The sequence below is a fragment of the Salsipaludibacter albus genome, assembly GCF_019798055.1.
Taxonomy (GTDB): Bacteria; Actinomycetota; Nitriliruptoria; order Nitriliruptorales; family Nitriliruptoraceae; genus Salsipaludibacter; species Salsipaludibacter albus.
This window is the reverse complement of the sequence record NZ_JAHOPH010000002.1, coordinates 18,173-41,150: the sequence shown is the minus strand read 5'-3', so window position 1 is coordinate 41,150 and position 22,978 is coordinate 18,173. Positions and strand designations below refer to the sequence as shown.

The 22,978-nt window shown below is 71.8% G+C and carries 24 protein-coding genes and 1 pseudogene; 13 read left to right on the top strand and 12 right to left on the bottom strand.

The window, feature by feature from the left end:
* Nucleotides 1–8 precede the first annotated feature (8 nt).
* From modA to KR546_RS02000, 3 genes are read left to right on the top strand one after another with little or no spacing between them, the layout of a single operon-like run.
* On the top strand, nt 9–794 hold the full coding sequence (gene modA / locus KR546_RS02010) for a molybdate ABC transporter substrate-binding protein (protein WP_238443032.1): 786 nt from the start codon (nt 9–11) through the stop codon (nt 792–794).
* Nucleotides 791–1,597, top strand: coding sequence for an ABC transporter permease (locus tag KR546_RS02005; protein WP_238443031.1), 807 nt, complete (start codon nt 791–793; stop codon nt 1,595–1,597). Before modA ends, KR546_RS02005 begins: the two co-directional genes overlap by 4 nt.
* A complete protein-coding gene (locus KR546_RS02000) occupies nt 1,582–2,754 on the top strand; it encodes a sulfate/molybdate ABC transporter ATP-binding protein (RefSeq protein ID WP_238443030.1) in 1,173 nt (390 codons plus the stop codon). The genes KR546_RS02005 and KR546_RS02000 overlap by 16 nt, the downstream gene beginning before the upstream one ends.
* Here KR546_RS02000 and KR546_RS01995 read toward each other — a convergent pair.
* From KR546_RS01995 to dnaA, 4 genes are all read right to left on the bottom strand, one after another.
* Nucleotides 2,744–3,313, bottom strand: coding sequence for a DciA family protein (locus tag KR546_RS01995; protein ID WP_238443029.1), 570 nt, complete (start codon nt 3,311–3,313; stop codon nt 2,744–2,746). The two genes, KR546_RS02000 and KR546_RS01995, sit on opposite strands and share 11 nt — an antisense overlap.
* A complete protein-coding gene (gene recF, locus KR546_RS01990; RefSeq protein ID WP_238443028.1) occupies nt 3,310–4,488 on the bottom strand; it encodes a DNA replication/repair protein RecF in 1,179 nt (392 codons plus the stop codon). The genes KR546_RS01995 and recF overlap by 4 nt, the downstream gene beginning before the upstream one ends.
* 62 nt (nt 4,489–4,550) lie before the next feature.
* On the bottom strand, nt 4,551–5,669 hold the full coding sequence (gene dnaN / locus KR546_RS01985) for a DNA polymerase III subunit beta (protein WP_238443027.1): 1,119 nt from the start codon (nt 5,667–5,669) through the stop codon (nt 4,551–4,553).
* 662 nt (nt 5,670–6,331) lie between these two features.
* Nucleotides 6,332–7,918, bottom strand: a complete 1,587-nt coding sequence (gene dnaA, locus KR546_RS01980) for a chromosomal replication initiator protein DnaA (RefSeq protein WP_238443026.1) — start codon at nt 7,916–7,918, stop codon at nt 6,332–6,334.
* A 571-nt stretch (nt 7,919–8,489) separates the two neighbouring features.
* Here dnaA and rpmH point away from each other — a divergent pair.
* The 8 genes and pseudogenes from rpmH (at nt 8,490) to KR546_RS01940 (ending at nt 13,981) form a co-directional block, all read left to right on the top strand.
* Complete coding sequence (gene rpmH, locus KR546_RS01975; RefSeq protein WP_238443025.1) at nt 8,490–8,624, top strand: 50S ribosomal protein L34; 135 nt, start codon at nt 8,490–8,492, stop codon at nt 8,622–8,624.
* Nucleotides 8,572–8,994, top strand: coding sequence for a ribonuclease P protein component (gene rnpA / locus KR546_RS01970; RefSeq protein ID WP_338019070.1), 423 nt, complete (start codon nt 8,572–8,574; stop codon nt 8,992–8,994). The genes rpmH and rnpA overlap by 53 nt, the downstream gene beginning before the upstream one ends.
* A complete protein-coding gene (gene yidD / locus KR546_RS01965; protein WP_238443023.1) occupies nt 8,991–9,299 on the top strand; it encodes a membrane protein insertion efficiency factor YidD in 309 nt (102 codons plus the stop codon). The genes rnpA and yidD overlap by 4 nt, the downstream gene beginning before the upstream one ends.
* A gap of 23 nt (nt 9,300–9,322) precedes the next feature.
* Nucleotides 9,323–10,288 (top strand): YidC/Oxa1 family membrane protein insertase, encoded by a 966-nt coding sequence (locus KR546_RS01960; RefSeq protein WP_238443022.1) that lies wholly within the window; start codon nt 9,323–9,325, stop codon nt 10,286–10,288.
* A gap of 66 nt (nt 10,289–10,354) precedes the next feature.
* Complete coding sequence (locus tag KR546_RS01955) at nt 10,355–11,206, top strand: Jag family protein (RefSeq protein WP_238443021.1); 852 nt, start codon at nt 10,355–10,357, stop codon at nt 11,204–11,206.
* A gap of 341 nt (nt 11,207–11,547) precedes the next feature.
* Complete coding sequence (gene rsmG, locus KR546_RS01950) at nt 11,548–12,147, top strand: 16S rRNA (guanine(527)-N(7))-methyltransferase RsmG (RefSeq protein WP_238443020.1); 600 nt, start codon at nt 11,548–11,550, stop codon at nt 12,145–12,147.
* A pseudogene (locus KR546_RS01945) lies at nt 12,144–12,941 on the top strand (ParA family protein); the annotation flags it as partial. The gene rsmG and the pseudogene KR546_RS01945, both read left to right, overlap by 4 nt.
* Before the next feature lie 146 nt (nt 12,942–13,087).
* The gene (locus KR546_RS01940; protein ID WP_238443019.1) at nt 13,088–13,981 is read left to right on the top strand and encodes a ParB/RepB/Spo0J family partition protein; all 894 of its coding nucleotides are present in this window, start codon (nt 13,088–13,090) and stop codon (nt 13,979–13,981) included.
* Nucleotides 13,982–13,983: 2 nt separating this feature from the next.
* Here the strand turns inward: KR546_RS01940 and rpiA are convergent, their stop codons facing one another.
* The 4 genes from rpiA to KR546_RS01920 are packed head-to-tail and all read right to left on the bottom strand — an operon-like array spanning nt 13,984 to nt 17,700.
* A complete protein-coding gene (gene rpiA / locus KR546_RS01935; RefSeq protein ID WP_238443179.1) occupies nt 13,984–14,649 on the bottom strand; it encodes a ribose-5-phosphate isomerase RpiA in 666 nt (221 codons plus the stop codon).
* A gap of 20 nt (nt 14,650–14,669) precedes the next feature.
* The gene (locus KR546_RS01930) at nt 14,670–15,452 is read right to left on the bottom strand and encodes an HAD family hydrolase (RefSeq protein ID WP_238443018.1); all 783 of its coding nucleotides are present in this window, start codon (nt 15,450–15,452) and stop codon (nt 14,670–14,672) included.
* Nucleotides 15,449–16,408, bottom strand: coding sequence for a D-alanine--D-alanine ligase (locus tag KR546_RS01925; protein ID WP_238443017.1), 960 nt, complete (start codon nt 16,406–16,408; stop codon nt 15,449–15,451). The genes KR546_RS01930 and KR546_RS01925 overlap by 4 nt, the downstream gene beginning before the upstream one ends.
* The gene (locus KR546_RS01920; RefSeq protein WP_238443016.1) at nt 16,408–17,700 is read right to left on the bottom strand and encodes an aminotransferase-like domain-containing protein; all 1,293 of its coding nucleotides are present in this window, start codon (nt 17,698–17,700) and stop codon (nt 16,408–16,410) included. The genes KR546_RS01925 and KR546_RS01920 overlap by 1 nt, the downstream gene beginning before the upstream one ends.
* A gap of 137 nt (nt 17,701–17,837) precedes the next feature.
* Between KR546_RS01920 and KR546_RS01915 the strand changes: the two genes are divergently transcribed.
* A complete protein-coding gene (locus KR546_RS01915; protein ID WP_238443015.1) occupies nt 17,838–18,089 on the top strand; it encodes a hypothetical protein in 252 nt (83 codons plus the stop codon).
* Entirely contained in the window at nt 18,086–18,739 is a 654-nt protein-coding gene (locus KR546_RS01910) for a GNAT family N-acetyltransferase (RefSeq protein WP_238443014.1), read from the top strand. The genes KR546_RS01915 and KR546_RS01910 overlap by 4 nt, the downstream gene beginning before the upstream one ends.
* 33 nt (nt 18,740–18,772) lie before the next feature.
* Here KR546_RS01910 and KR546_RS01905 read toward each other — a convergent pair whose 3' ends face one another.
* The 4 genes from KR546_RS01905 to KR546_RS01890 form a co-directional block, all read right to left on the bottom strand.
* The gene (locus KR546_RS01905) at nt 18,773–19,888 is read right to left on the bottom strand and encodes an N-acetylmuramoyl-L-alanine amidase (RefSeq protein ID WP_238443013.1); all 1,116 of its coding nucleotides are present in this window, start codon (nt 19,886–19,888) and stop codon (nt 18,773–18,775) included.
* A gap of 95 nt (nt 19,889–19,983) precedes the next feature.
* The gene (trxA, locus tag KR546_RS01900) at nt 19,984–20,301 is read right to left on the bottom strand and encodes a thioredoxin (RefSeq protein WP_238443012.1); all 318 of its coding nucleotides are present in this window, start codon (nt 20,299–20,301) and stop codon (nt 19,984–19,986) included.
* A 164-nt stretch (nt 20,302–20,465) separates the two neighbouring features.
* Nucleotides 20,466–21,416, bottom strand: coding sequence for a thioredoxin-disulfide reductase (gene trxB / locus KR546_RS01895; RefSeq protein ID WP_238443011.1), 951 nt, complete (start codon nt 21,414–21,416; stop codon nt 20,466–20,468).
* A gap of 160 nt (nt 21,417–21,576) precedes the next feature.
* Nucleotides 21,577–22,968: an NAD(P)/FAD-dependent oxidoreductase gene (locus KR546_RS01890; protein ID WP_238443010.1), complete on the bottom strand. Its 1,392-nt coding sequence runs from the start codon at nt 22,966–22,968 to the stop codon at nt 21,577–21,579.
* Nucleotides 22,969–22,978 lie beyond the last annotated feature (10 nt).

Below are 22,978 nucleotides of genomic sequence, written 5' to 3'. Positions count from 1 at the left end.
CCCGATCCGTGCCACGTCCCCTGGTCGTGGCCGTCCTCGTCGGTGCGCTGGTGCTGACGGCCTGCGGCGACACCACGTCGGCCACGCCCACGGCCGAGAACACCCGGGGCGACAGGACGCCCCGCGGGGAGGTCCTGGTGTCGGCAGCAGCATCACTGACCGACGCGTTCGGGGCGATCGAGGACGCCTTCGAGGACGCCCATCCCGACGTGGACGTGGTCCTGAACCTCGGTGGCAGCTCGGCCCTGCGCGAGCAGTTGCTGGAGGGCGCGCCCGCCGACGTGTTCGCCTCGGCCGATCCCGACACGATGGCCGAGGTGGTCGACGCCGGACTGGCGGACGGCCCCACGACCTTCGCCACCAACGGCCTCGTGATCGCGGTGCCCACGGGCAACCCGGGGGCGCTCACCGGCCTGGACGACCTCGCGGACGACGACCTGCTGGTCGGCCTGTGCGCACCCACCGTGCCCTGCGGCATGTTCGCCCGGCGGGCCCTGGACATGGCCGGGGTGGTCGCGGCCGTGGACACCGAGGAACCGGACGTCCGCGCCCTGCTCACCAAGATCGCGGCCGGCGAGCTGGATGCCGGCATCACCTACGTCACCGACGTCGCGTCGAGCAGCGGGTCGGTCGAGGCGATCGACCTCCCCGACGGAGTCGACGTCGTCGCGACCTATCCCGTCGCGACCCTGGCGGACGCGCCGAACCCGACCGGTGCCAGCGCGTTCGTCGACTTCGTCGTGTCCGACCGGGGACGCGACCTGCTGTCGTCCGCCGGATTCGGACCACCATGACGAACCCGACCTCGCGCCGCGCCTCCCCGCGACCCCCGATCGGACTCCTCCTGCCGGCGGCCATCGGCCTGGCCCTGTTCGTGGTGCCGCTGGTGGGCCTGCTGGCACGGACCCCGTGGGCGGACCTGCTCGACCTGGTGACCGGTGCGGTCGTCACCGACGCCCTCCGCCTGTCGCTGGTGTCGTCGCTCGGGGCGACGGTCGTCTCCCTGCTCCTGGGCGTGCCGCTGGCCTGGGTCCTGGCACGGGTGGAGTTCCCCGGACGGTCGCTGGTGCGGGGGCTGGTCACCCTCCCGCTCGTGCTGCCCCCGGTCGTCGGCGGCGCCGCCCTGCTGTTCGCGGTCGGCCGTCGCGGCCTGGTCGGAGGTCCGCTCGAGCGCATGACCGGGCTCGTCCTGCCCTTCTCGACCGCCGGCGTGGTGCTGGCGTGCACGTTCGTGGCGATGCCGTTCCTGGTGATCACCGTCGAGGGGGCCCTTCGCACGATGGACCGACGCCAGGAGGATGCCGCCGCGACCCTCGGCGCGTCCCGCTGGACGGTGCTCCGCCGGGTCACGCTCCCGGTGATCGCCCCGTCGCTGGTCTCGGGGCTGGTCCTGACCTGGGCCCGGGCGTTCGGCGAGTTCGGGGCCACCGTCACCTTCGCCGGCAACCTCCAGGGACGCACCCAGACCCTCCCCCTGGCCGTCTTCGTCGCCCTCGAGAGCCAGCGCGACACCGCGGTCGCGATCAGCCTCGTGATGGTCGCGGTGTCCCTGGCCGTCCTGGTCGGGCTGCGCGGTCGCTGGTGGCCGACGTCGTGACGCCGCCGGCCCCCCACGAACGTGCAGACCGGGCGAGCGGGCTGGACGCCTCGCTCGACCTCACCCGCGACGACGGGTTCCGGCTCCGGGCGCGCCTGGCCATCCCGGCCGGCAGGACCGCCGCCCTGCTCGGACCCAACGGCGCCGGCAAGTCCACGGTCGTCGGGCTGCTGGCCGGCCTGCTCGCCCTCGACGACGGCCACGTCGGCCTGGCTGGTCGGGTCCTCGACGACCCCACCACCGACACGTTCGTGCCGGCCGCGTCCCGCCACGTCGGCGTGGTGTTCCAGGACCACCTGCTGTTCGGCCACCTCGACGTCCGTGACAACGTGGCCTTCGGGCCCCGCAGCCGTGGCGTCCCGCGACGGGAGGCACGCGAGCGCGCCGACCACTGGCTCGAGCTGCTCGGACTCGCGGCGTTCGCCCACCACCGCCCCGACCAGCTGTCCGGCGGCCAGGCCCAGCGCGTCGCGCTGGCCCGGGCGCTGGTGACCGAGCCCGACCTGCTCCTGCTCGACGAACCGCTGTCGGCACTGGACGTCACCACCCGCGTGTCGCTGCGCCGCACCCTCGCGACCCACCTCGCCGACTTCGCGGGCCCGCGACTCCTGATCACCCATGACCCCACCGAGGCGTTCCTCCTCGCCGACGAGGTCCACGTCCTCGAGCACGGCAGGATCACCCAGGTCGGCAGCCCCGACGAGGTCCGGCTGCGGCCGCGCACGCCCTACGTGGCCGACCTCGCCGGGGCGAACCTGCTGGTCGGCGAGGCCCGGGACGGGATCGTCCGGGTGACACCACCCCACGGGGACCGCGAGCTCCACGTGGCCGACCACGACGTGACCGGCCCGGTCCTGCTCACGCTCCGCCCCACGGCGGTCAGCGTGCACCGGGAGCAGCCGGAGGGCAGCCAGCGCAACACCTGGCACACCACGGTGGATCGACTCGAGCGCCTGGGCGACCGCGTGCGGCTCCGCAGCGGCCAGCCCCTGCCCTTGACGGTCGAGGTCACCCGCGAGTCCACCGGGGCGCTCGGGCTGGCCGTCGGCACGCCCGTCTGGCTCGCCGTCAAGGCCACCGAGATCGGGCTGCAACTAGATTCCCCGGCCCCGACGATCGATGACCCGGCAGCCGGGCCGACCGACGTCAGCGGCTGACCCGGACCTCGACGCGCTCGACCACCGGCTCACCCAGTGCCCGGTTGACCGCCAGCTGGAGATCGCCGGCGAGGTAGCGCAGCTGGGTCGCCCAGGACGGCGAGGTCGCGGTGACGACCAGGACGCCCCCCACCAGCCGAACCGGTTCGCAGTTGCGTGCCACGTCGGCGCCCACGACCTCCTCCCACCGGGCGAACAGGGTCGAGGCACGCAACCGGGCCGACCACCCGCGCGACTCCATCAGGTCGCCGAGCAGGTCACCGAGCGGCTCGGGCGCGGCCGGCAGCCGACGCAGCCCGTCGCGGTCGGGGACGGTCCAGTCGTCGTCGGTCGGCGGCGACGGGTCGAACTGCTCACGCTCCAGGGCGTCGCGGCGTGCATCCTGGCGACGACGACGGCGGGCGTAGACCGATGCGTCCAGGTCCCGGCGAATGGCCTTGCGGGCGTCGTCGAGGTCGGGTCGACGCGACCGCCGGCCAGGAGGATCGCCTGCACCGCCGGTGGGATCCTCGTCCCGACCCGGTCCGTCGGGTGGTCGCTCGCCGCCCGACCCGCTCATGCCGACTCCTCCGCGACCTCGCCACGTGGCGACAGCGAGGACACCCGGTCCCGCATGGTCACCTCGACGACGTGGGCCGCACGCAGCGGGACGTCGGACTCGACCGCGGCCGTCACCAGGACCTGGTCCCAGTGGTCGCAGCGATCGGCGAGACGACGACGACGGGTCAGGTCGAGCTCGGCGAAGACGTCGTCCAGGATCACCAGCGGCCGGTCCCCCACCTCGGCCAGGACGTCGTGGGTGGCCACCCGCAGGGCCAGCGCCAGGGACCAGGCCTCCCCCTGGCTCGCGTGCGTGCGTGCCGGGAGGTCGTCGATCGCAAGCACGAGATCGTCCCGGTGGGGGCCGACCAGGGTGATTCCCCGCCGGCGCTCCTCGTCCGCGACCTCGGCCAGTGCGGCCCGCAACTCCTCCGCGAGCGGCGCGGGGTCCGGGACACCGGCCCCCGGATCGGCCTGCACCGTCCGCCCGGTCGACGACTCGTAGGCCATCGTCACGGGCTCGGGACGGTCCGCGACGTCGTGGTAGGTGTCGCGGACGATGCCGGACAGTGCGTGGACGGCTGCCAGCCGTGCCGCCATCAGCGTCGCACCGTGGTGGACCAGCTGGCGGGTCCAGGACTCCAGCGTCGCGACCGCGGCCTCGGCCGACGAGCCGGACAGGCCGCGAGCCTGCTTGAGCAGCTGGTTGCGCTGGCGCAGCACGCGGTCGTAGTCGCTGCGGGTCGACACGTACGCCGGTCGCCGCTGGCCGAGCAGGTCGTCGAGGAACCGGCGTCGCTCGCCCGGGTCGCCCCGGATGACGGCCACGTCCTCGGGGGCGAACATCACGACCTTCACGACCCCGGCGGCATCGGCCGCACGGGTGACGTCGTTGCCGTCGACGCGGGTGCGGGTCCGACGGCCGGACCCGATCTCGACGTCGAGGGTCCTGCGTCGCCCGTTGTCCGTCCGCGCCTCCAGCCGGATCACGCCCAGGTCGTGGTCCCGGCGCACCAGTGCCTGGTCACCGCTCACCCGGTGGCTGCTGCCGATCGCCGCCCGCAGCACGGCCTCGACCAGGTTGGTCTTGCCCTGGGCGTTGGCCCCCAGGAACAGGGTCACGCCCGGCTCGAGACGCACCTCCGCCCGGTCGTAGCTGCGGACGTCCGTCAGCCCCACCCGCGTCAGGTGCACACGTGTCCCGGAGTCAGTGGTCGCTGCGCCTTGCCGAGATTCACGATGTCACCGGGGACACGTCATGGACGCATGGGCATGATCAGGTAGGTGTAGTCGTCGACCGGGCCCTCGTCGTCGGCGTCGTGGTGCGGGCGCAACACGGCCGGCTTCAGTTCGCCGTTCATGAGGACCTCGACCCGGTCGGTGCCGATGGCGTCCAGGCCGGCCTGGAGGAACGCCGGGTTGAAGGCGATCGTGATGTCCTCGCCGTCGATGTCGGCGGGCAGCGCCTCCGAGGCGTCCCCGACCTCCTGGTTGGACACGCGCAGGTCGACGCTGCCCTCCGCGAAGACCAGGTTGACGGGCGAGTTGGCCCGTCCCTGGGCGACGATCGCCACGCGCTGCAGCGCCTCCATCAACGGATCGCGATCCACGATCGCGGTGATCTCGAAGGCGTCCGGCACGAGCGACTTGGCGTCGATGGCCTTGCCCTCGATCAGCTGGGTGGTCAGCCGCCGGTCCCCGATCCGGAAGGTCGCCTGTCCCTGCTCGAGGATCACCTCGAGGCTGCCGCCGCTGTCGGACGCGGCCTTCGCCGCCTCCTGCAGCGCGCGCGACGGCACCAGCGACTCGGCCTCGACCCCGGTCTCCCACGGGACGGTCCGGGTCGCCAGCCGGTAGGCGTCGGTGGCGGTCGCGGCCAACTCGGTGGCGGTGGAGGTCAGCTTCACGCCGGTCAGGGCCGGACGTGCCTCGTCGGTCGCGGCAGCCCGTGCCACCTGGCCGACGAGCCGGCCGAAGGCGCCCGAGCGGATCGTGCCGGGGGTGACGTCGGGGTCCGGGGTCGGCAACGCCGGGAAGTCCTCGACCGGCATGCCCCGGACGTGGAACGTCGAGCGTCCGCACGTCACCTCGACCCCGTCCGGACCACCCGAAACCTCCACGGCCGCGTCCGGGAACCGTGCAACGAGCTGGGCGAGCAGCTTGCCCGGCAGCAGCACCTTGCCGGGTTCCGTGATCTGGACCGGCACCGAGACCTCGGCTGCCACCTCGAGGTCGGTGGCCCGGCAGGTCAGTCGTCCGTCGTCTGCCTCGAGCAGCACCCCGGCCAGGGCCGGAAGGGTGACCCTGGCACCGACGGTGCGGGTGACCCAGCCGATGGCCGTGGCGAACTCGTCGTGTTCAGCGCGAAACTTCACGGGTGCTCCTGGTGCGGCGGCTGGTCTCGGCCGTGGGGTCGGTGTGGCGACGGTAGTCGGCGACCGTGTCGGGGTGGAGGTGCCAGTGTGGCGGCCGATCCGGTGTGGCGCAGCCGCTGGGGTGGGGCCAGGGGGTTCGGTCGTGGGATGGGTGGGCTGGTCCTCGATCGGTCCGGTCCATCCCCAGCTCCGAAGGACGAACTGGTGGGAACCTTCTTCCTTCGTCGTCACCATCGGGGGTGTCGACACTGGGGACGAGGTGGGGTCTGGCCTGCTCAGGGCCGGGTCGAGGGTGTTGACCCTCCTGTGGAGCGAAGAGGGCACCATCCACAGCCGTCCACTTCCGCCAGTGTAGTTTCAGCGTCTGTGTGGTGGACGGGCATGGTCGTCCACGGGTCGTCCACGGTCGGTCCACAGGAAGGCCGGGCGCGTACTCCGCAGGTCGTCCCCAGGGGCGCGACGTTGTCCACAGGACGATCACACCATCACGGCCCTGTTGTCCACAAGGTTTTCCACAACCTGTGGGAAGGGTGCGGTCACGGTCTTCGTGAGTGGTGCGCACCGACGTGTTGCGGGTGTGGGAGACGATCGCTTCGAATCCCATCGATGTCACGAGCGGGCACCGCACGGGAGTGGGGCGGTCCGACCGTGAGGAGGGCCGGTCAGACCCCGCCGCGAGCCGTCGACCGGATCTGGGCGGTCAGCTCCTGGACGTGGTCGTAGGTGGTCTGGCGTTCCTTCATGAGGTCGGCGATCTTGTCCTTGGCGTGCATGACCGTGGAGTGGTCACGGCCACCGAAGGCCTTGCCGATCTGGGGAAAGGACATCTCGGTCAGTTCGCGGGTGAGGTACATCGCGATCTGCCGGGCGTTGACCAGTTGGCGGCTGCGGGACTTCGAGCACAGGTCGTCGACCGTGAGCCCGAAGAAGTCGGCCACGACGTCCATGATGAGGTCGGAGGTGATCTCGCGTTCCCGCTCGTCAGGCAGGACGTCCTTGAGGACGCTCTCGGCGGTGGCGAGGTCGGGGCGGGAGCCCGACAGCGAGGCCCATGCCGCGACCCGGTGCAGGGCACCCTCGAGCTCGCGGATGTTGGACCGGACCCGGGCACCGATCAGCTCGAGGATCTCGTTGGGGAGGTCGAGCTGTTCGGCCTCGGCCTTGCGACGCAGGATGGCGATGCGCGTCTCGAGCTCGGGTGGTTGGACGTCGACCAGCAGTCCCCACTCGAACCGTGACCGCAGGCGGTCCTCGAGCTTGGCGATCGCGCGGGGTGAGCGGTCCGACGAGATGACGATCTGCTTCTCGGCGTTGTGCAGCGCGTTGAAGGTGTGGAAGAACTCCTCCTGGGTGCGCTCGGCTCGCTCGAGGAACTGGATGTCGTCGATCATGAGCACGTCGATGTCGCGATAGCGCCGCTGGAACGCCACGGAATCCTTGTTCTGGATCGAGGTGATGAACTCGTTGGTGAACTGTTCCGTGGTGACGTAGCGGACCCGGAGCCGGGGGTACAGACGCTGGACGTAGTGGCCGATGGCATGCAGGAGGTGGGTCTTGCCCAGCCCCGACGGACCGTAGATGAACAGCGGGTTGTAGGACTTGGCCGGGGCCTCGGCCACTGCGACGGCAGCCGCGTGGGCGAACCGGTTGGAGTCGCCGATGACGAAGTGACCGAACTCGTACTTGGGGTTGAGCTGGGCGTCGACCTCGTCGTTGCGTGGCACGTAGACCGTCGGTCCGGCGGGCCGGGCGTCCAGGCCGCTGGCCGGTCGGTGGCCGTTGGCCTCGCGGCGTGCGGGCAGGTCGTTGAGCACCGACGGGTCGGGATCGCGCGGGTCCAGGTGCGGCGCGGTCGCGGGCTCGCCGCGAGGGTCGTGGGTGGCCGGGTCGTGGAGGTCGTGGCTCGGTGCGTCCTGGGTGGCCTGCTCGAGCAGCTCGGCGTCGAGCTCCGATACGACCGCGGCCTCCTCGGCCGGGGACAGCGTGGCGGCCCCGGGGGCCACGGTGATCATCACGTCGATCGGGCGGTTGAGCGCGCGCGACAACTGGGCCGTGAGGGTGTCCCCCATCTTGAGGTCGAGCCACTCCCGGGCGAACGAGTGCGGGGCGGCCAGGATGATGGTGTCGTCGCTGAAGCCGACGGGTGCCGTGGCCTCGAGCCACTGGCGTGACGCCGGCGTGGTGCCCGCCAGGTCTCGGAGGCAGTCCGCCCACAGGGCCGGGAGGTCCAACGGTGCGGTGGGCTCCACGGAAACTCCAGGAACAGGGGGGACGGCGACGGGGTTCGGGGACGTGCTCGGGTGCTCTCGGGTGCTCGTACGGACCGGGGCGAGATCTGCACACGGTCGTCGCGGCGACGCGCACACTACGGACTGGTCAACTACATGTCCACAGGTTATCCACAATTGTGGACAACTCGATGTCCGTTCGGGCGAGGGCCGTGCGGCAGCTCCCTGGTGGCCTGCGGGGAAGGCCGGGGGCAGCGGGGGAAACTTCAACCCCCGTGGTTGGGGGGCGACGCCACCGAGCCCGGCATCAGGCGCGATGGCGAACTGTAGGGATCCCGTCGCCGTCCCGCAACCGAGACGGCGACGGTTGGTTCGAATGGCCCACCCCGAACGATCCACCCACGGGGTGACGCCCGGTCGCGAAGGACCAGGGCCCCACGCGGCCGGACCCGGCCACGGGTTGTCGCCCCTCGTGGTGGTGCAGTACGCTTGCTGCGTCATCTGTGCCCTCGTGCACCACGTCGTGTCCCGACCTTCTCCCAGTGGACCTTCGTCGTGTGCGTCCCCACCACCGTCTCGGAGGGCGATTGCCATGAAGCGCACCTTCCAGCCCAACAACCGCCGTCGTGCCAAGAAGCACGGCTTTCGCGCACGCATGAAGACCCGCCAGGGTCGTGCCGCGATCAAGCGCCGCCGCGCGAAGGGCCGTGCCAAGCTCACGGCCTGACGGCGTGTCGGCCCCGGCGCCGACGTCCGGCTCGACCACTCCCGTGGTCCGCCCGGCTCGTCTCGGTTCGTCTCGCGACGTCAGTCACGTCCTGGCCCACGGCACCCGCCGTGGCGGTCGCCAGTTGTCCCTGCACGTCGGGACGCAGACCGGTCACACCGGCCTGCGGGTCGCCGTGGTGGCGTCGCGGCGGGTCGGCAACGCCGTCGCCCGGAACCGGGCGAAGCGCTTGTTGCGAGAGGCGTCGCGGCGGGTCGACTGGCCGTCCGGTGTCGATGCCGTCCTGGTCGCGCGGCCCGGAATCGCGGGCGCCGACCTGCAGCGCGTGCTCGATGAACTGACCGACCTGGTCGAGCGGATCCCGGCATGACGAACGAACCTCGCCCCTCACCGGTGGCCCGGGTGCTGCTCGCCCTGGTGCGCCTGTACCAGTCGACCGCCGTCGTTCGGACGCCACGGTGCAGGTTCCACCCCACGTGCTCGCAGTACGCGGTGGAGGCGATCGGGCGGCACGGGGCACTGCGTGGTGGCTGGATGGCGCTGCGCAGGATCGGTCGCTGTCACCCGTTCAACCCGGGTGGCGTCGACCACGTTCCCGGTCACGACGACGCTGGTCACGACGACCCGCACACCCCGACCACCGACGCCGCGTCCTCCGACGCCGCCGTCGCCTGACCACCACCTGAGGACCGAATTCCGTGGGCGAGATCTGGCAAGGCTTCAAGGACATCTTCGCAGGGGGCATCGAGCTCCTGCACACGTGGATCGCGCAGGTCCCCTTCCTGGCAGACGCGTCGTGGGGCTGGGCGATCATCGCCCTGACCGTGGTGGTGCGCATCATCCTGCTGCCGCTCGCGGCCAAGCAGTTCACGTCGATGCGCAAGATGCAGGAGATCCAGCCACGGGTCAAGGCCTTGCAGGACAAGTACAAGGTCGACCGCTCGATGATGCGGAGCGACCCCGAGCGCTATCGCGAGATGCAGTCGAAGAAGAACGAGAAGCTGCAGGAGCTGTACCGCGAGGAGGGCGTCAACCCGGCGGCTGGATGTCTCCCGTTGCTCGCACAGGGACCGATCTTCTTCGCCCTGTTCAGCGTCCTGCGTGATCCGACGACCGTCGGCGGCGCACTCACCAACGCCCAGTTCTACTTCTTCACGCCCGAGGACGGCGGGCTGGGAACGGCTGCCTCGGCGGCCGGCTGGGCCGGGATCCTGCTGCTCGTGATGGTGGCCGGGTCGATGTTCGTCAGCCAGCGCCAGATGATGTCGAGCCGGACGGCACCCCAGGAGGGTGCCCAGGCGACCCAGCAGAAGGTGATGCTGTACGTCATGCCGGTCATGATGGGCGTGTTCGGGTGGAACCTGCCCATCGGTGTCCTCCTCTACTGGGTCACGACGAACCTGTGGACCATGGTCCAGCAGTGGCTGATCACGCGCCGACTGGACGAAGAGGTCGGTCCTGTCGACACCAAGCCCGTCCCGACCACCTCGTCGTCCGGGCCCCGCAACGTCGATGCCACCGGCAACGCGCTGGGGACCGCGGGAAACACGCGCAAGGTGACCCGGGACGAGGGTTCGTCCACCAACGGCGCGGATCCCGACCGGCCGCCCCCGAAGCGGTCGTCCCGACTGCCCGGGCGCTCGCGCCGTCGCGACGACGGCTGATCTCGGCCCGCCGCTCCCCCGACTCCGCCCACGACCATCCCTGTTCGATCCCACGAGGAGTGCTCCATGTCCACCCAGACCGCCCGCGCCACGGGCAGCGATCTCGCCACGGTGCTGGCCGCGGCCGCAGGTGACCTGCTGGCCGACGACGTGGCCGTCGAGGCCCGATTGCCGGAGGGCATCGCACTGCGCGACATCGAGGTCACGCTGCGCGCCACCATCGAACGGCCCGACGTCGACGAGTCGCCTGACGTCGACGAAGCCACCGACGTCGACGAGCACTCGGACGTCGACGAGCACTCGGACGTCGACGCGATCGACGCGGACGAGCCGGCCGAGGAGGCCGATGCCGACGAGCGTGACGCCGTCGCCGGCGACGACGAATCCGAGGCGGACGGCGAGGACGACGAAGCCGACGCCGATGCCCCGACGTTGCTGTCGGAGGAGGAGCTGGACGAACTGGACGAGGAGGCCGATGCGGGCGCCGACTTCGTGGAGGGCCTGCTCGACGCGATGGACCTGCCGGGCGAACTGCGCATCCGGGTGCTCGAGGACACGCGCCGCGCCGAGGTCGAGGTCGTCGACATGGGCTCGGGTGCACTGATCGGTCGCCGCGGGAGCACCCTCGAGGCGGTCCAGGAATTGATGCGGTGCGCGCTCCAGTCGCAGTTCGAGCGACGGGTGCACGTGCACGTGGACGTCGAGGGCTACCGCGCCCGCCGTCTCGAGAAGCTGCTCGACAAGGCCGACGAGGTCATCGACCAGGTGCTCGACTCGGGCGAGGCGGAGCGCCTGGAGCCCATGGACGTGTTCGAGCGCAAGGCCATCCACGAGTTCGTCAACACGGTGGACGGCGTGCTGTCACGCAGCCAGGGCCGCGAGCCCTCGCGCCGGATCGTCATCGAGCCGACAGACTGATCCCTGAGCAGGCAGAACGCGCCCACGTCCCCCCTGCGGGGCGTGGGCGCATTCATGTCTGGAAGTTGCGAATGAGTGGTTGCAGACCGCCACAGCGACGACGTGACCGATTTCCCCTGTTCAGGTGTTGGTTCCACGACACCCCGCTCATCACCTCGACTGCGATTCTGTCGTTCCACGTGGAACAGCGGGGACTGGGCGGGAGAACGCGAAGCCCCGTTCCACGTGGAACATTCTCCCGTGTGTGCCGGGTGGGTTCCACGTGGAACCAGGAACGACGTCCGGGGTCAACAGCCCGTGGTGCGACGCGGTAGGTTGCAGGCATGCCACCACTCCCCCACGTGCACGACGATCCGCGCCTGCGCGCCTTCGCCGACGCTGTCATCGCCTCGCCGCACAACCTGGTGAGCCAGCGGGCGAAGGACGAGTTGTGGGAGCGGCACGTGCTGGAGTCCGCCGCCCTCGCCGAGATCCTGCCTGGCCCGGGCCGTCTCCTTGACGTGGGAAGCGGTGGCGGGCTGCCGGGGATGGTCATAGCGCTCCGCCGCCCCGACCTGCAGGTCACGTTGCTGGACTCGAGCCAGAAGAAGACCACCTTCCTCGCCGACGTGATCACCGAACTGGATGTCGACGTGGCGGTCGAGCGGGGGCGCGCGGAAGACGTGCGATCGGGGCCGCTGGGGCAGTCCTTCGACATCGTCACCGCGCGCGCCGTGGCGCCGCTGGGCCGCTTGCTGGGCTGGACGATCCCCTTCCTGGTACCGGGTGGACTGCTCTACGCGGTGAAGGGCGAGCGGTGGCGCGAGGAACTGGCCGAGGCGGTGGGGGAGTTGCGCACGTGGGACGCGCAGGTCATGGCGACGCCGCCGGACCAGCCCAGCGAGGATCCGCACCAGCCTCGGGTCGTGGTGCTCCGTCGAGGAACGAAGGTGGGAACATGAGCTGGCGACGTCGGCAGGCCGAGGCGAGCAGGAGCGAGTCGGCCCCCGCGTCCGTGATCTGCGTCACGAACCAGAAGGGTGGAGTCGGGAAGACGACCACCGCCATCTCCCTGGGGGCGGCGCTGGCGGCCCAGGGAGTGCGGACGTTGCTCGTGGACCTCGACCCGCAGGGCAACGCGACGACGGGGCTGGGGCTCCGCGTGGCGGAGGGTGGGCCATCGATCTATCGTGTCCTGGCCGAGCGGTTGCCGGTGCGTGACGCCATCGAGTCGACGCAGGTCGATGGACTCCATGTCGTTCCGAGCAGTCTGGACCTTGCAGGCGCAGAGATCGAACTGGTCTCGACCCTGAATCGGGAGCGCCAGCTGGCCCGAGCGCTCGGACCCGTTCGCGATGACTACGACGTGGTCCTGATCGACTGCCCGCCGTCGCTCGGCATCCTGACGCTCAACGCCCTGGTCGCGGCGGACGAGGTCCTGGTGCCGATCCAGTGCGAGTACTACGCGCTGGAGGGACTCTCGCAGCTCATCCAGACCATCGACCTGGTTCGTGACGACCTGAACCCCGACCTGCACATCGGGGGCGTGCTGATGACGATGTACGACGCCCGGACGAACCTGTCGTCGCAGGTGGCGGACGAGGTGCGCGGGTTCTTCGGCGAAACGGCCTACACCACGATCATTCCGCGCACCGTTCGGCTGTCCGAGGCGCCCAGCTACGGCCAGCCGATCACGGTCTACGACCCGTCCAGTCGTGGCGCACGCGCCTACGAGCGGGCCGCGCGCGAACTCGCACACCGTCTCGGCAGGAGCGACCAGCGGCCCTCGTCGCCACTGGACGACCTCCTGGGTCCGCCGCCGGACGGCTCGTCGACCGAGGATCGCGTGGGAGGCCCGGACGTGGGTGACACGTCGCCGTCCGTCGAGCAGGAGGAGTGGGCATGAGCACGGGACGCAGAAGTGGGCTGGGACGGGGTCTCGGAGCGCTGATCCCTGCAGGGGACGACGGGACACCATCCCTGCGTGATCTCCCGCTCAGTGCCATCCAGGCCAACCCCCGCCAGCCACGTGGGGTGTTCGACGACGACGAGCTCGAGGGGCTCGCCGCGTCGATCCGCGACGTCGGGCTGCTGCAGCCCGTCGTCGTGCGGCCGCTCGACGAGGACCGATTCGAGCTGATCGCCGGGGAGCGTCGCCTGCGGGCGGCGAAGCGGGCCGGGCTGACCCGGATCCCCGCCGTCGTGCGCCAGACGGATGATCGTGACCTCCTCAAGGAGGCGCTCATCGAGAACATCCACCGGGTCGAGTTGAACCCGCTGGAGGAGGCCGCGGCCTACGAGCAGCTCCTGGAGGACTTCGGGGTGACCCAGGAGGAGCTGGCGTCGCGGCTGGGCAAGGCACGCTCGACGATCACCAACGCCATGCGCCTGCTGGCCCTGCCGGCCGCCGTCCAGCGTCGTGTTGCCGCGGGAGTCCTGACGGCAGGACACGCCAAGGCCCTGCTGGGCCTGGCGTCACGCGAAGACCAGGAGGAGGTCGCGGACCGGATCGTTCGCGAGGGCCTGTCGGTGCGCGCCACCGAGGAACTGGTCCGCTTGCGCTATGTCGGTGGTGGCTCGTCGGGCGGGGGGAGTCGTCGAGCGTCGCGTCCGCTGCCGGCTGGGATGGAGGACCTGCAGGCCGACCTCGCCGAGGCGCTCGGCCAGAAGGTCAAGATTCGCATGGGGGCACGGAAGGGGTCGTTGACCATCGACTTCCGCCGCCCCGAGGACCTCGAGCGGTTGGTCGAGGTGATCGCGAGTGGCCTGTCCACCCACGGTCGTGCGGAGGACTGAGTTCAGGCCTCGAGCCGCGTCACCGTGCCGTCGGGACGCCCCAGGAGCGCGACGACGGCCAGGTCGATGAACAGGCCGTGCTCGGCCACCCCGGCCACCGACGACAGCCAGGTCGCCTCCTCGCCGGGCTGCTCGATGCCACCGGGCAGTCGCGCGTCGAGGATGACGTTGCCGTTGTCGGTGTGCCCGTCCCGCAGCTGCACGACGTAGCCACGGGCGGCCAGCCGTCGCCGGACCGGGCCCACGGCGAACGGCACCACCTCGATCGGCAGGGCGAAGGACTCGGCGAGGCGGTCCACCACCTTGTCGGGCGTCGCCACGACGACCATCCCATCGCTCATCTCGGCCACGACCTTCTCCCGCAGCAGGGCCCCGCCACCCCCCTTGGTCAGGTCCAGCGCGGGGGTGAGCTCGTCGGCCCCGTCGACGACGAGGTCGAGCCGGTCGACCTCGTCGGGGGCGAGCAGGTCCAGCCCCAGCTCCTCACCCCGACGCCGGGTGGCCTCGGACGTCGGCACGCCGCGAACGCCCGACGGTCCGTCGGCGGCGAGGGCGTCCAGGAAGTAGGCGACCGTCGAGCCGGTCCCGAGCCCGATGGTCATCCCGGCGCGCACCTCGTCCAGGGCTGCGACGCCGGCAGCACGCTTTGCAGGGTCATCCACGACCAGCCCCCGTAAGGTTCGAAAGTTTACGAGTCTTGCGACGGGTCGTTCCCCGGGCCGCGCCACTCCGCCAGCAGCAGCGGCAGCTCGCCCAGCCCGTCCAGCACCACGTCTGCGTCGTGGCCGTCCGGCAGGTCCTGCAGCACGCCCCAGGGTCCACGACGCAACCAGCACGTCCGCAGGCCGGCGGCGGCAGCCGGGAGCACGTCGTTGTCGACCCGGTCGCCGACGTAGAGGACCTGTGCAGGCGGGACCCCCGCGAGGTCGACCACGGCGGCGAAGAAGGCCGGGTCGGGCTTGTCGTGGCCCAGGTCGTCGGACATCGCCAGGGCGTCGCAGGGCAGGTCGAGGGCGCGCAGCTGCTCGGTCCGGCGCGCCGGCTGGTTGCCCGACACGACGACCCGGATGCCCGCGCCGCGCAGCTCCTCGAGGCAGGGTCGGACGTCGCTGTAGAGATCCTCCTCGCCGAAGCCGCCGTAGCGGCGCTCGTGCTCGGCCGCGAAGTCCTGCCACACCACGTTGGGGGCGACGTGGTCGAACGCCGCCTCGTAGTCCAGCCCCTGGGCGATCGCCGCCCCCAACGCGGCGGCGAAGGTCAGGGGGGACACCCCGAGCAGGCTGGCCCAGGTCGACCACACGCGGGTCTCGTCGACCAGCACCTCGCCGACGTCGAACACGACCACCTCGGGCGCTGGCCCGAGCGAGTCGTCCGCCGCCAGGTCGTCCTCGTCGAACTCGAGGTCGTCGAGCACGTCGTCGTCCTCGGGGAGCGTGTCGGCCGGGGCCACGGTGCTGGGGGACTCGGTCATGGGGTGGGTGCTCCGTCGTCGGGATCGGCCAGCGCAAGCTCGAGCAGTCGTTGGCACAGGTCACCGAACGCCACCCCGGCCGCCTGGGCAGCGAGTGGCACCAGCGAGGTGGTCGTCAGTCCCGGTCCGGTGTCGACCTCGAGGATGGTGGGATGCTCGTCGTCCTCCAGGATCATGTCGACCCGGACGATGTCGCGCGCCCCGAGGGCCGCACAGGCCGCCAGGGCGGTCTCGCACGCGGCGTCGTTGCGGTCCCGGGGCAGCCGGGAGGGTGCGTGGAACTCGGTGGCGCCGGCGGTGTATCGGGCGGAGAAGTCGTAGTGCGCCCCGCGCGGGCTGATCTCGACCGGGGGGAGGGGCTCGCCGTCGAACACCGTCACCGCGAGCTCGGTCCCGGTGACGTGGCGCTCGATCAGGACCCGGTCGTCGAACGAGAACGCGCCCATGATGGCGGCCGGCAGTGCCCCCACCTCCTCGACGAACCCCAGTCCGAGGGACGAGCCCCCGGCCGCGGGCTTGACGACCAGCGGCAGGCCGAGGGCCTCGGCGACCCGGGTCACCGCTGCCGCCGCGCCAAGGTCCCGGAAGGCGGCCTGTGACAGGACCACGTGGTCGGGAACGGCCAGGCCGGCGCGCCGATACAGCCCCTGCGCCACCGGCTTGTCCCACGCCAGTGCCGACGACAGCGCGTCGGGGCCCGTGTGGGGGATGCCGACCAGGTCGAGCAGCGACTGGATCGTGCCGTCCTCCCCGGTGGAGCCGTGCAGGGCGAGGAACGCGACGTCGACGTCGAGGTCGACCAGTCGCGTGACCAGCCGGGCGTCGACGTCGAGCCGGGTCACGTGGTGGCCGAGGTCGCCCAGCGCGGCGGTGACCCGGGAACCGGACGTGAGGCTGACCTCGCGCTCGAGCGACGAGCCCCCGTTGAGGACGGCGACGTGCAGGGGCGCGGGCATCAGGCCGGATCCGGGGTGGCGCGGGCAGGGTCGTCGCGATCGCCGGGCACCGATGCCGTGCCGTACACCGCCCGGGCCAGCTCACGCTCGTCGACGAGCAGGGCCGAGAGGCGCTCGATGCCCTCGACGATCCGTTCCGGGGACGGGTACGAGTAGTTCAGTCGCATGTGGTGCCGCCCGGATCCGTCGGCGAAGAAGCCGTCACCGGGCACGTAGGCCACGCGCTGCTGGATGGCCTTGGCGAGCAGGTCGGCGGTGTCGAGTTCGGCGCCGACCGACACCCAGACGAACAGCCCGCCCGTGGGCGCGTTCCAGGTGACCCCGTCGGGCATGTGGGCGGCGAGCGCGTCCAGCATGACCTCGGCGCGGTGGCGGTAGGTCTTGCGGAACGTCTCGATCTGGTCGGTCCACGGCTGGGTGAGCAACCAGCGTTCGACGACCATCTGGGTGAAGTGGGCGGGGCACAGGTCCGCGGCCTCGCGGAGCAGCACGAGCTTGTCGCGGATCGGCGCCGGTGCGGCGACCCACCCGGTCCTGACCCCCGGCGCGAAGGTCTTGGACATGGTCGACACGTACACGACCCGCTCGGGTGCGAGCTCGCGCAGGCTGGTGCGGACCTCGCCCTCGAAGTCGATCAGGCCGTAGGGGTTGTCCTCCAGGATCACCAGGTCGTGCTGCTCGGCGAGCTCGACCAGCCGGTGGCGGCGGGGCAGCGACAGGGACACGCCGGCGGGGTTCTGGTGGTTGGGGATGGTGTAGACGTACTTGGCCCGACGGCCCTGCGCGGCAAGCTCGTCGAGCCGGTCCGCCAGCACGTCGACCTGCATGCCGTCGGCGTCCATCGGGACGTGGCGGACGTCGGCCTGCAGGCTGGTCAGCGCACCGAGGCCCCCCACGTAGGTCGGGCCCTCCGCCAGGACGATGTCCCCGGGGTCCACGAAGCAGGTCGCCGTCAGTTCGAGCGCCTGCTGGCCACCGGCCGTGACGACGAGGTCGTCGGGATGGGCCGGGATCCCCTCGTGGGCCATCACCTCGACCAGCTGCTCACGCAGTTCCGGTCGCCCCTGCCCGATCCCGTACTGCAGCGCGGTGGGTCCCTGCTCGGCCAGCACCTGGGCGACGACGTCGGTGACGGCATCGAAGTCCAGCGCGGCCGTGAACGGCATCCCGCCGGCGAACGAGACCACCTCGGGCCGGGACGCGACCGCGAACAGGGCCCGGATCGCCGACGCGGACAGGCCACCGACACGGTCGGCGTAGTGCTGCAGGTAGGGGTCGGTGTCGAGGCGCATGGCGACGAGTTCCGGGGTGCGAGTGCCCCAACCGTACTGCCCGCGCGTGCCGTCCACCGGCCACGGGACGCGGACGCCGGTCGAGCCCGCGTGCCCCGGGGAGTACCGTCGACGCGAGGACGTGGGGAGGAGCAGTGATGACCGAGGCCGTCACCGGGGCGGACGCCGCGGATGCGCCCCACACGGATCCGGACCCGATCACCAACCCGGAGCCGATCCGCACGCCGGGTGGGCGCGTCGTGGCGCCGGGAGGGTGGCGCCGCGCCGTCACCGGCATCGCCGTCGGGGTCGTCGCCGGTGCGGTCCATCGCCTCGCGCGTGGGCTGGACGAGGCCCGTGGGACGCCCGACGACCTGCGCGGATCGTGGGGCCGGGACACGCGCCGATGAGCCGCCGCGTGGTCCACCTGACCGGTGACGTCTGGGAGCGCCTGGACGTGCCGTGCCGCGGCTGCCTGTTCTGGCAGTTCGGTGAGCCCGGGCCGGCCGAGCGCGACGACGACGGGGCCGAGGCCGCGCGGGTCCGCAAGCAGGCCTGGACGACCGCGCTGCTGCACGCCGGCACCCCGGCGGGCCGTGCGGTCCTGGTCGACGGCCAGCCGGTCGGGTTCGTGGAGTTCGCCCCCGCCGGTGAGCTCGCCACGCGCCGGCCACCGGTCCCGCCCACCGACCACGATGCCCTGGTGCTGACCACCATGTGGGTCGATCCGGCCCACCGGACCAACGGGATCGGCCGGCTGCTGGTCCGCGAGGCCGTGAGGGCGGCCATCGAGCGTGGCCACGGCGAGGTCCAGGCCCACGCCGATCGTCGCTGGCGCCCGGACACCTGCCTGCTGCCCATCACGTGGTTGCTGCACGAGGGCTTCCAGGTGGCGCGGGAGCACCCGCGGTATCCGCTGCTGCACCTCGAGGTCGCCCGCACCGTGCGATGGGCCGACAGCCTCGAGCAGGCCGTCGAGGAGGTCCGTGACCGGTTGCCGCGTCGTGCCACCGCACCCCGCCCGGCCGTCGAGTCCCGGGGTCGGATCGACACCCGCTGACGTCCGGCCCGGCCACCTCGTCAGGGCCCCTCTTCAGGCCTCTGGGGCGGCCTGCGTCGTCCGGGCCTCGTCGTTGCCCGGTTGCTCCAGGAGCCACCCACGCACGCCCGTCAGCAGCGCCTCGACCAGGTGTGCCTGGTGGGCGGCGTCGGCCAGGGCCCGGCCCTCGTCGGGGTGGGTGAGGAAGCCCAGCTCGACGGTCACGGCGACCGCGCGGGTCTCGCGCAGGAGGGTGGAGGTGGACGCGTGGGCACGGCAGTTGAGGGTCCCCGTTGCCTCGGCGACGGTGGCCACCATCCGGTCGGCGAGCTCGCGTCCGGGGACCGACACGGTGTCGCCGGAGCCGAAGTAGTACGCCGCAACGCCGTGCGCCGCGGGCTGGTCGAGGCCGTTGGTCTGCAGGGACAGGACCACGTCGGCGTCCTCGCGGTTGGCGAGGGCGGCGCGCTCCGACGAGCTGGGGTCGTTGGTGGGTCCACGGGCCAGGACCGGACGGGCCCCCAGGGCACCGAGGCGTCCGTGCAGGCGGCTGGCGATCGCCCAGGTGATCTCGTGGTCGGGGACGCCGTCGGGACTGTCGTGGGTGCCGGCTCCCGGCCGGCCGCCGGGGTCGATGACGATGCAGCTCCCCGACAGGGACCGCAGGTGACGTCGGCGGCCGAGTCGGTGGCGCTCGAGCACCTGGCTCGCGGCGATCGACTGGTGGTCCCGGCCGACCCGGTGCAGGGCGTCGATCGTCAGCGCCCCCGCCTGGCCGTCGGCCTTCAGTCCCTGCATCAACTGGAACTCCACGACCGCCGCCGTGGTCTCGGGTCCCAGGATGCCGTCGGGACCCCCGACCTCCAGGCCGATGCGGTCGAGCCGGTCCTGCAGGTCGCGGACGTCGTCGCCACGCATGGTCGGGCGGGTCTGGTACAGGACCCGGTCGCCGAGCTTCCAGGCGGCCTCGACCAGCGTCCGCCACGTGTCGGGCCCGACGATGCCGTCGGCGATCAGGCCACGCTCCTGCTGGAAGCCGCGGACGGCCCGCGCGGTGGCATCGCCGAACCGGCCGGGGGTGTCGTCCACGTCGTGGCCGAGGTCCACGAGACGTCGCTGGACGTCGCGGACCTCCGGGCCGGAGTCGCCGTGGCGGTAGAGGGGTTCCATCGGTTCCGAGACTATTCCGCGGGCTGGTGGTCGGTCCGGCCGGATGCGAACGACGACCCCGACCGGTGGCCGGGGTCGTCACGTGTGGGCAGGACCTACAGGTGCGGGTCGATCTCGGAGCGCAGTGCGGCCTTGGGCTTGGCGCCCACGATCCGGGCGACCTGTTCGCCACCCTTGAAGACCAGCAGGGTGGGGATCGACATCACGCCGTAGTTGCGGGCGGCCTCGGGGTGGGCATCGATGTCCATCTTGACGACCTTGAGGCCGTCCAGCTCGTCGCTGAGCTCGTCCACGATCGGGCTGACCTTGCGGCACGGGCTGCACCACTCGGCCCAGAAGTCGATGAGCACGGGCTGGTCGGCCTCGAGGACCTCGGTCTGGAACTGCTCGTCGGTGATGGCGGTGGCGGCCATGCGCGCAACCTTTCTCGGATGGTGATGTCGGGCGCCGTGGGCGGCGGTCCGGTGGGTGCTGGTCGGTCGGTGACGGTATGCCGGCGGGGCGACGGTGTCGGTGGTCGTTCGGGACAACCGGACGAAGTCCGCCCGGGTCCTCCGGCGGTCCGCTGGTCCGGTGGTCAGGCGTTGGCGGCGAGGAAGCGTTCGGCGTCGATCGCGGCCTTGCAGCCCATGCCCGCCGCGGTGACGGCCTGGCGGTAGACGTGGTCGGACACGTCGCCGGCGGCGAACACGCCGTCGACGTTGGTGGTGGTGTACGGCTGCTCGACCACGAGGTAGCCGTCCTCGTCGGTCTCGAGCACGTCGGCGACCAGGCGGGTGTTGGGGATGTGGCCGATGGCCAGGAACACGCCGTCGGTGGCGAACTCGGTGGTCTCGTCGGTCACGGTGTCACGCAGGGTGACGCCGCTGACCACGCCGTCGGTGCCGTGGACGGCGTCGATCGTGGCGTTCCAGACGAACTCGACCTTGTCGTCCTTGAATGCCCGCTCCTGCATGATCTTGGAGGCCCGCAACTCCTCACGGCGATGGACGATGGTCACCCTGGAGGCGAACTTGGTCAGGAAGGTGGCCTCCTCCATCGCGGAGTCACCGCCCCCGACGACCACGACCTCCTTGTCACGGAAGAAGAAGCCGTCGCAGGTGGCGCAGGCGGACACGCCCCCGCCCCACAGCTCGTCCTCGCCGGGGACCTCGAGGCGACGGGGTCGCGCGCCGGTGGCCATGATCAGGGTGTTGGCCCAGACGTCGCCGTTGGACGAGGTCTCGATCCGGAAGGGTCGCGACGACAGGTCGACCTGGACCACGTCGTCGGTGAGGTAGGCCGTCCCGAACCGCTCGGCCTGCGCCCGCATGCCGGCGACGAGGTCGGGCCCCATGATCCCCTCGGGGAAGCCGGGGTAGTTCTCGACGTCGGTGGTGAGGGTGAGCTGGCCACCGGTGGGGCCACCGGCGGTCACGCCCTCGATGACGAGCGGCTCGAGGTTGGCGCGGGCGGCGTAGGTCGCCGCGGTCAGCCCGGCCGGGCCGGAACCGATGATGACGACGTCGCGGGTCGTGGTGGTGCTCATGTCGCGGGATCCTGGGAGTGTGGGGCGAATGTTCGGTGAGCGTGGCGGGACGTCCGGGACGTGGGTGCGGCCGTGGTCGACGCGGCGGCCACGGGGGAGATGATCGGGCAGACGTCACCCTGGTCAACGACCGGCCCCCTGACCGACATTCCCGCGGCGGTCAGTCGCCGGGACCGTCGAGTCGGTCTCGGCCGAGCCGGTGGTCGCCGCCGAGCCGTTCGTGGTCCAGGCCGGGCGCGTCGCCGTGGAGGATCAGGCGGGCGGCGCGATCATAGGTCAGGTAGTTGTGCACCCACGACGCGGCGACGGCCGTGCGGTTGCGGAAGCCCACCAGGAAGGCGAGGTGCAGTCCCAGCCAGGCGATCCAGGCGGGCCACCCGCCGAACCGGATCCCGCCGGGCAGCTCGGCCACGGCGCGGTTGCGGCCGATGGTGGCCATGATGCCCTTGTCGGTGTAGGAGAACGCCCCGGGGTCGTCCTCGCCGCACAACTCGGCCAGCAGCTCGTCGGCGACGTGGCGTCCCTGCTGCATCGCGACCGGTGCCAGCTGCGGCAGCAACTGGCCGTCGTCGTCGTGGGCGCCGGCCATGTCGCCGATCACGAACACGGCGGGATCGTCCGGCATCCGCAGGTGCGCGTCGACCGGGACCCGGCCCCGGTCGAGGTCGTCGGTGAGCCGGCCCGCCAGGGGAGAGGGCGCCACGCCGGCCACCCAGACCAGCGTGGCGGTGGCCAGCGACGTCCCGTCGTCCAGCTCGACCCGGTCGGGGTGGGCGCGTGCCAGCCCACGGCCGAGCCGCACGTCCACGCCCTTGGCCTCCAGCCCGGCCCGTGCACGCTCGCTCGACGACGGGTCGAAGGCGCCCAGCAGGCGCTCGGTCGGTTCGAGCAGCACGATGCGAGCGCGATCGACGTCCAGCTCGGGGTGGTCACGACGCAGGACGTGGTCGACCAGCTCGGACAGTGCCCCGGCGACCTCGACGCCGGTGGGTCCGCCGCCGGCCACGACGAAGGTGAGCAGCCCGTCGTCCACGCGCGACGGATGCGCGCCGGCCTCCTCGAAGCACCGCAGGACGTGGTCGCGCAGGGCCAGCGCGTCGGGGATCGTCTTGAGCCCGAAGCCGTGCTCGGCCACGCCGGGCAGGTCGAAGTCGCTGGTGATCGCGCCGGCAGCCACGACGAGCCGGTCGTAGTCCAGTCGCGAGCCGTCGTCGAGGTGGAGCTGCCGGGCGTCCCGGTCCACGTCGGTCACCTCGCCGAGGCGCACGGTGATGCCGGGGCCCGCTTCCCGGCGCCACATCCGCTTCCTCCGACCCAGGATCGGGCGCAGGGGGCGGCCGATGTCCTGGGGTTGGAGCCCGGAGGTGGCGACCTGGTAGAGCAGCGGCTGGAACGTGTGGTGGTTGTGGCGGTCCACCAGGGTGACGGCCAGCTCCCCACGCGAGACGGCCCGGCGGAGCGCGACGCCCAGGGCGAGTCCGCCGAAGCCTCCCCCCACCACCACGACGTGGGGCGGGCTGCCGGGAGCCGCGTCGATCGGGGAGCGCGTCATGCGGGTGCCA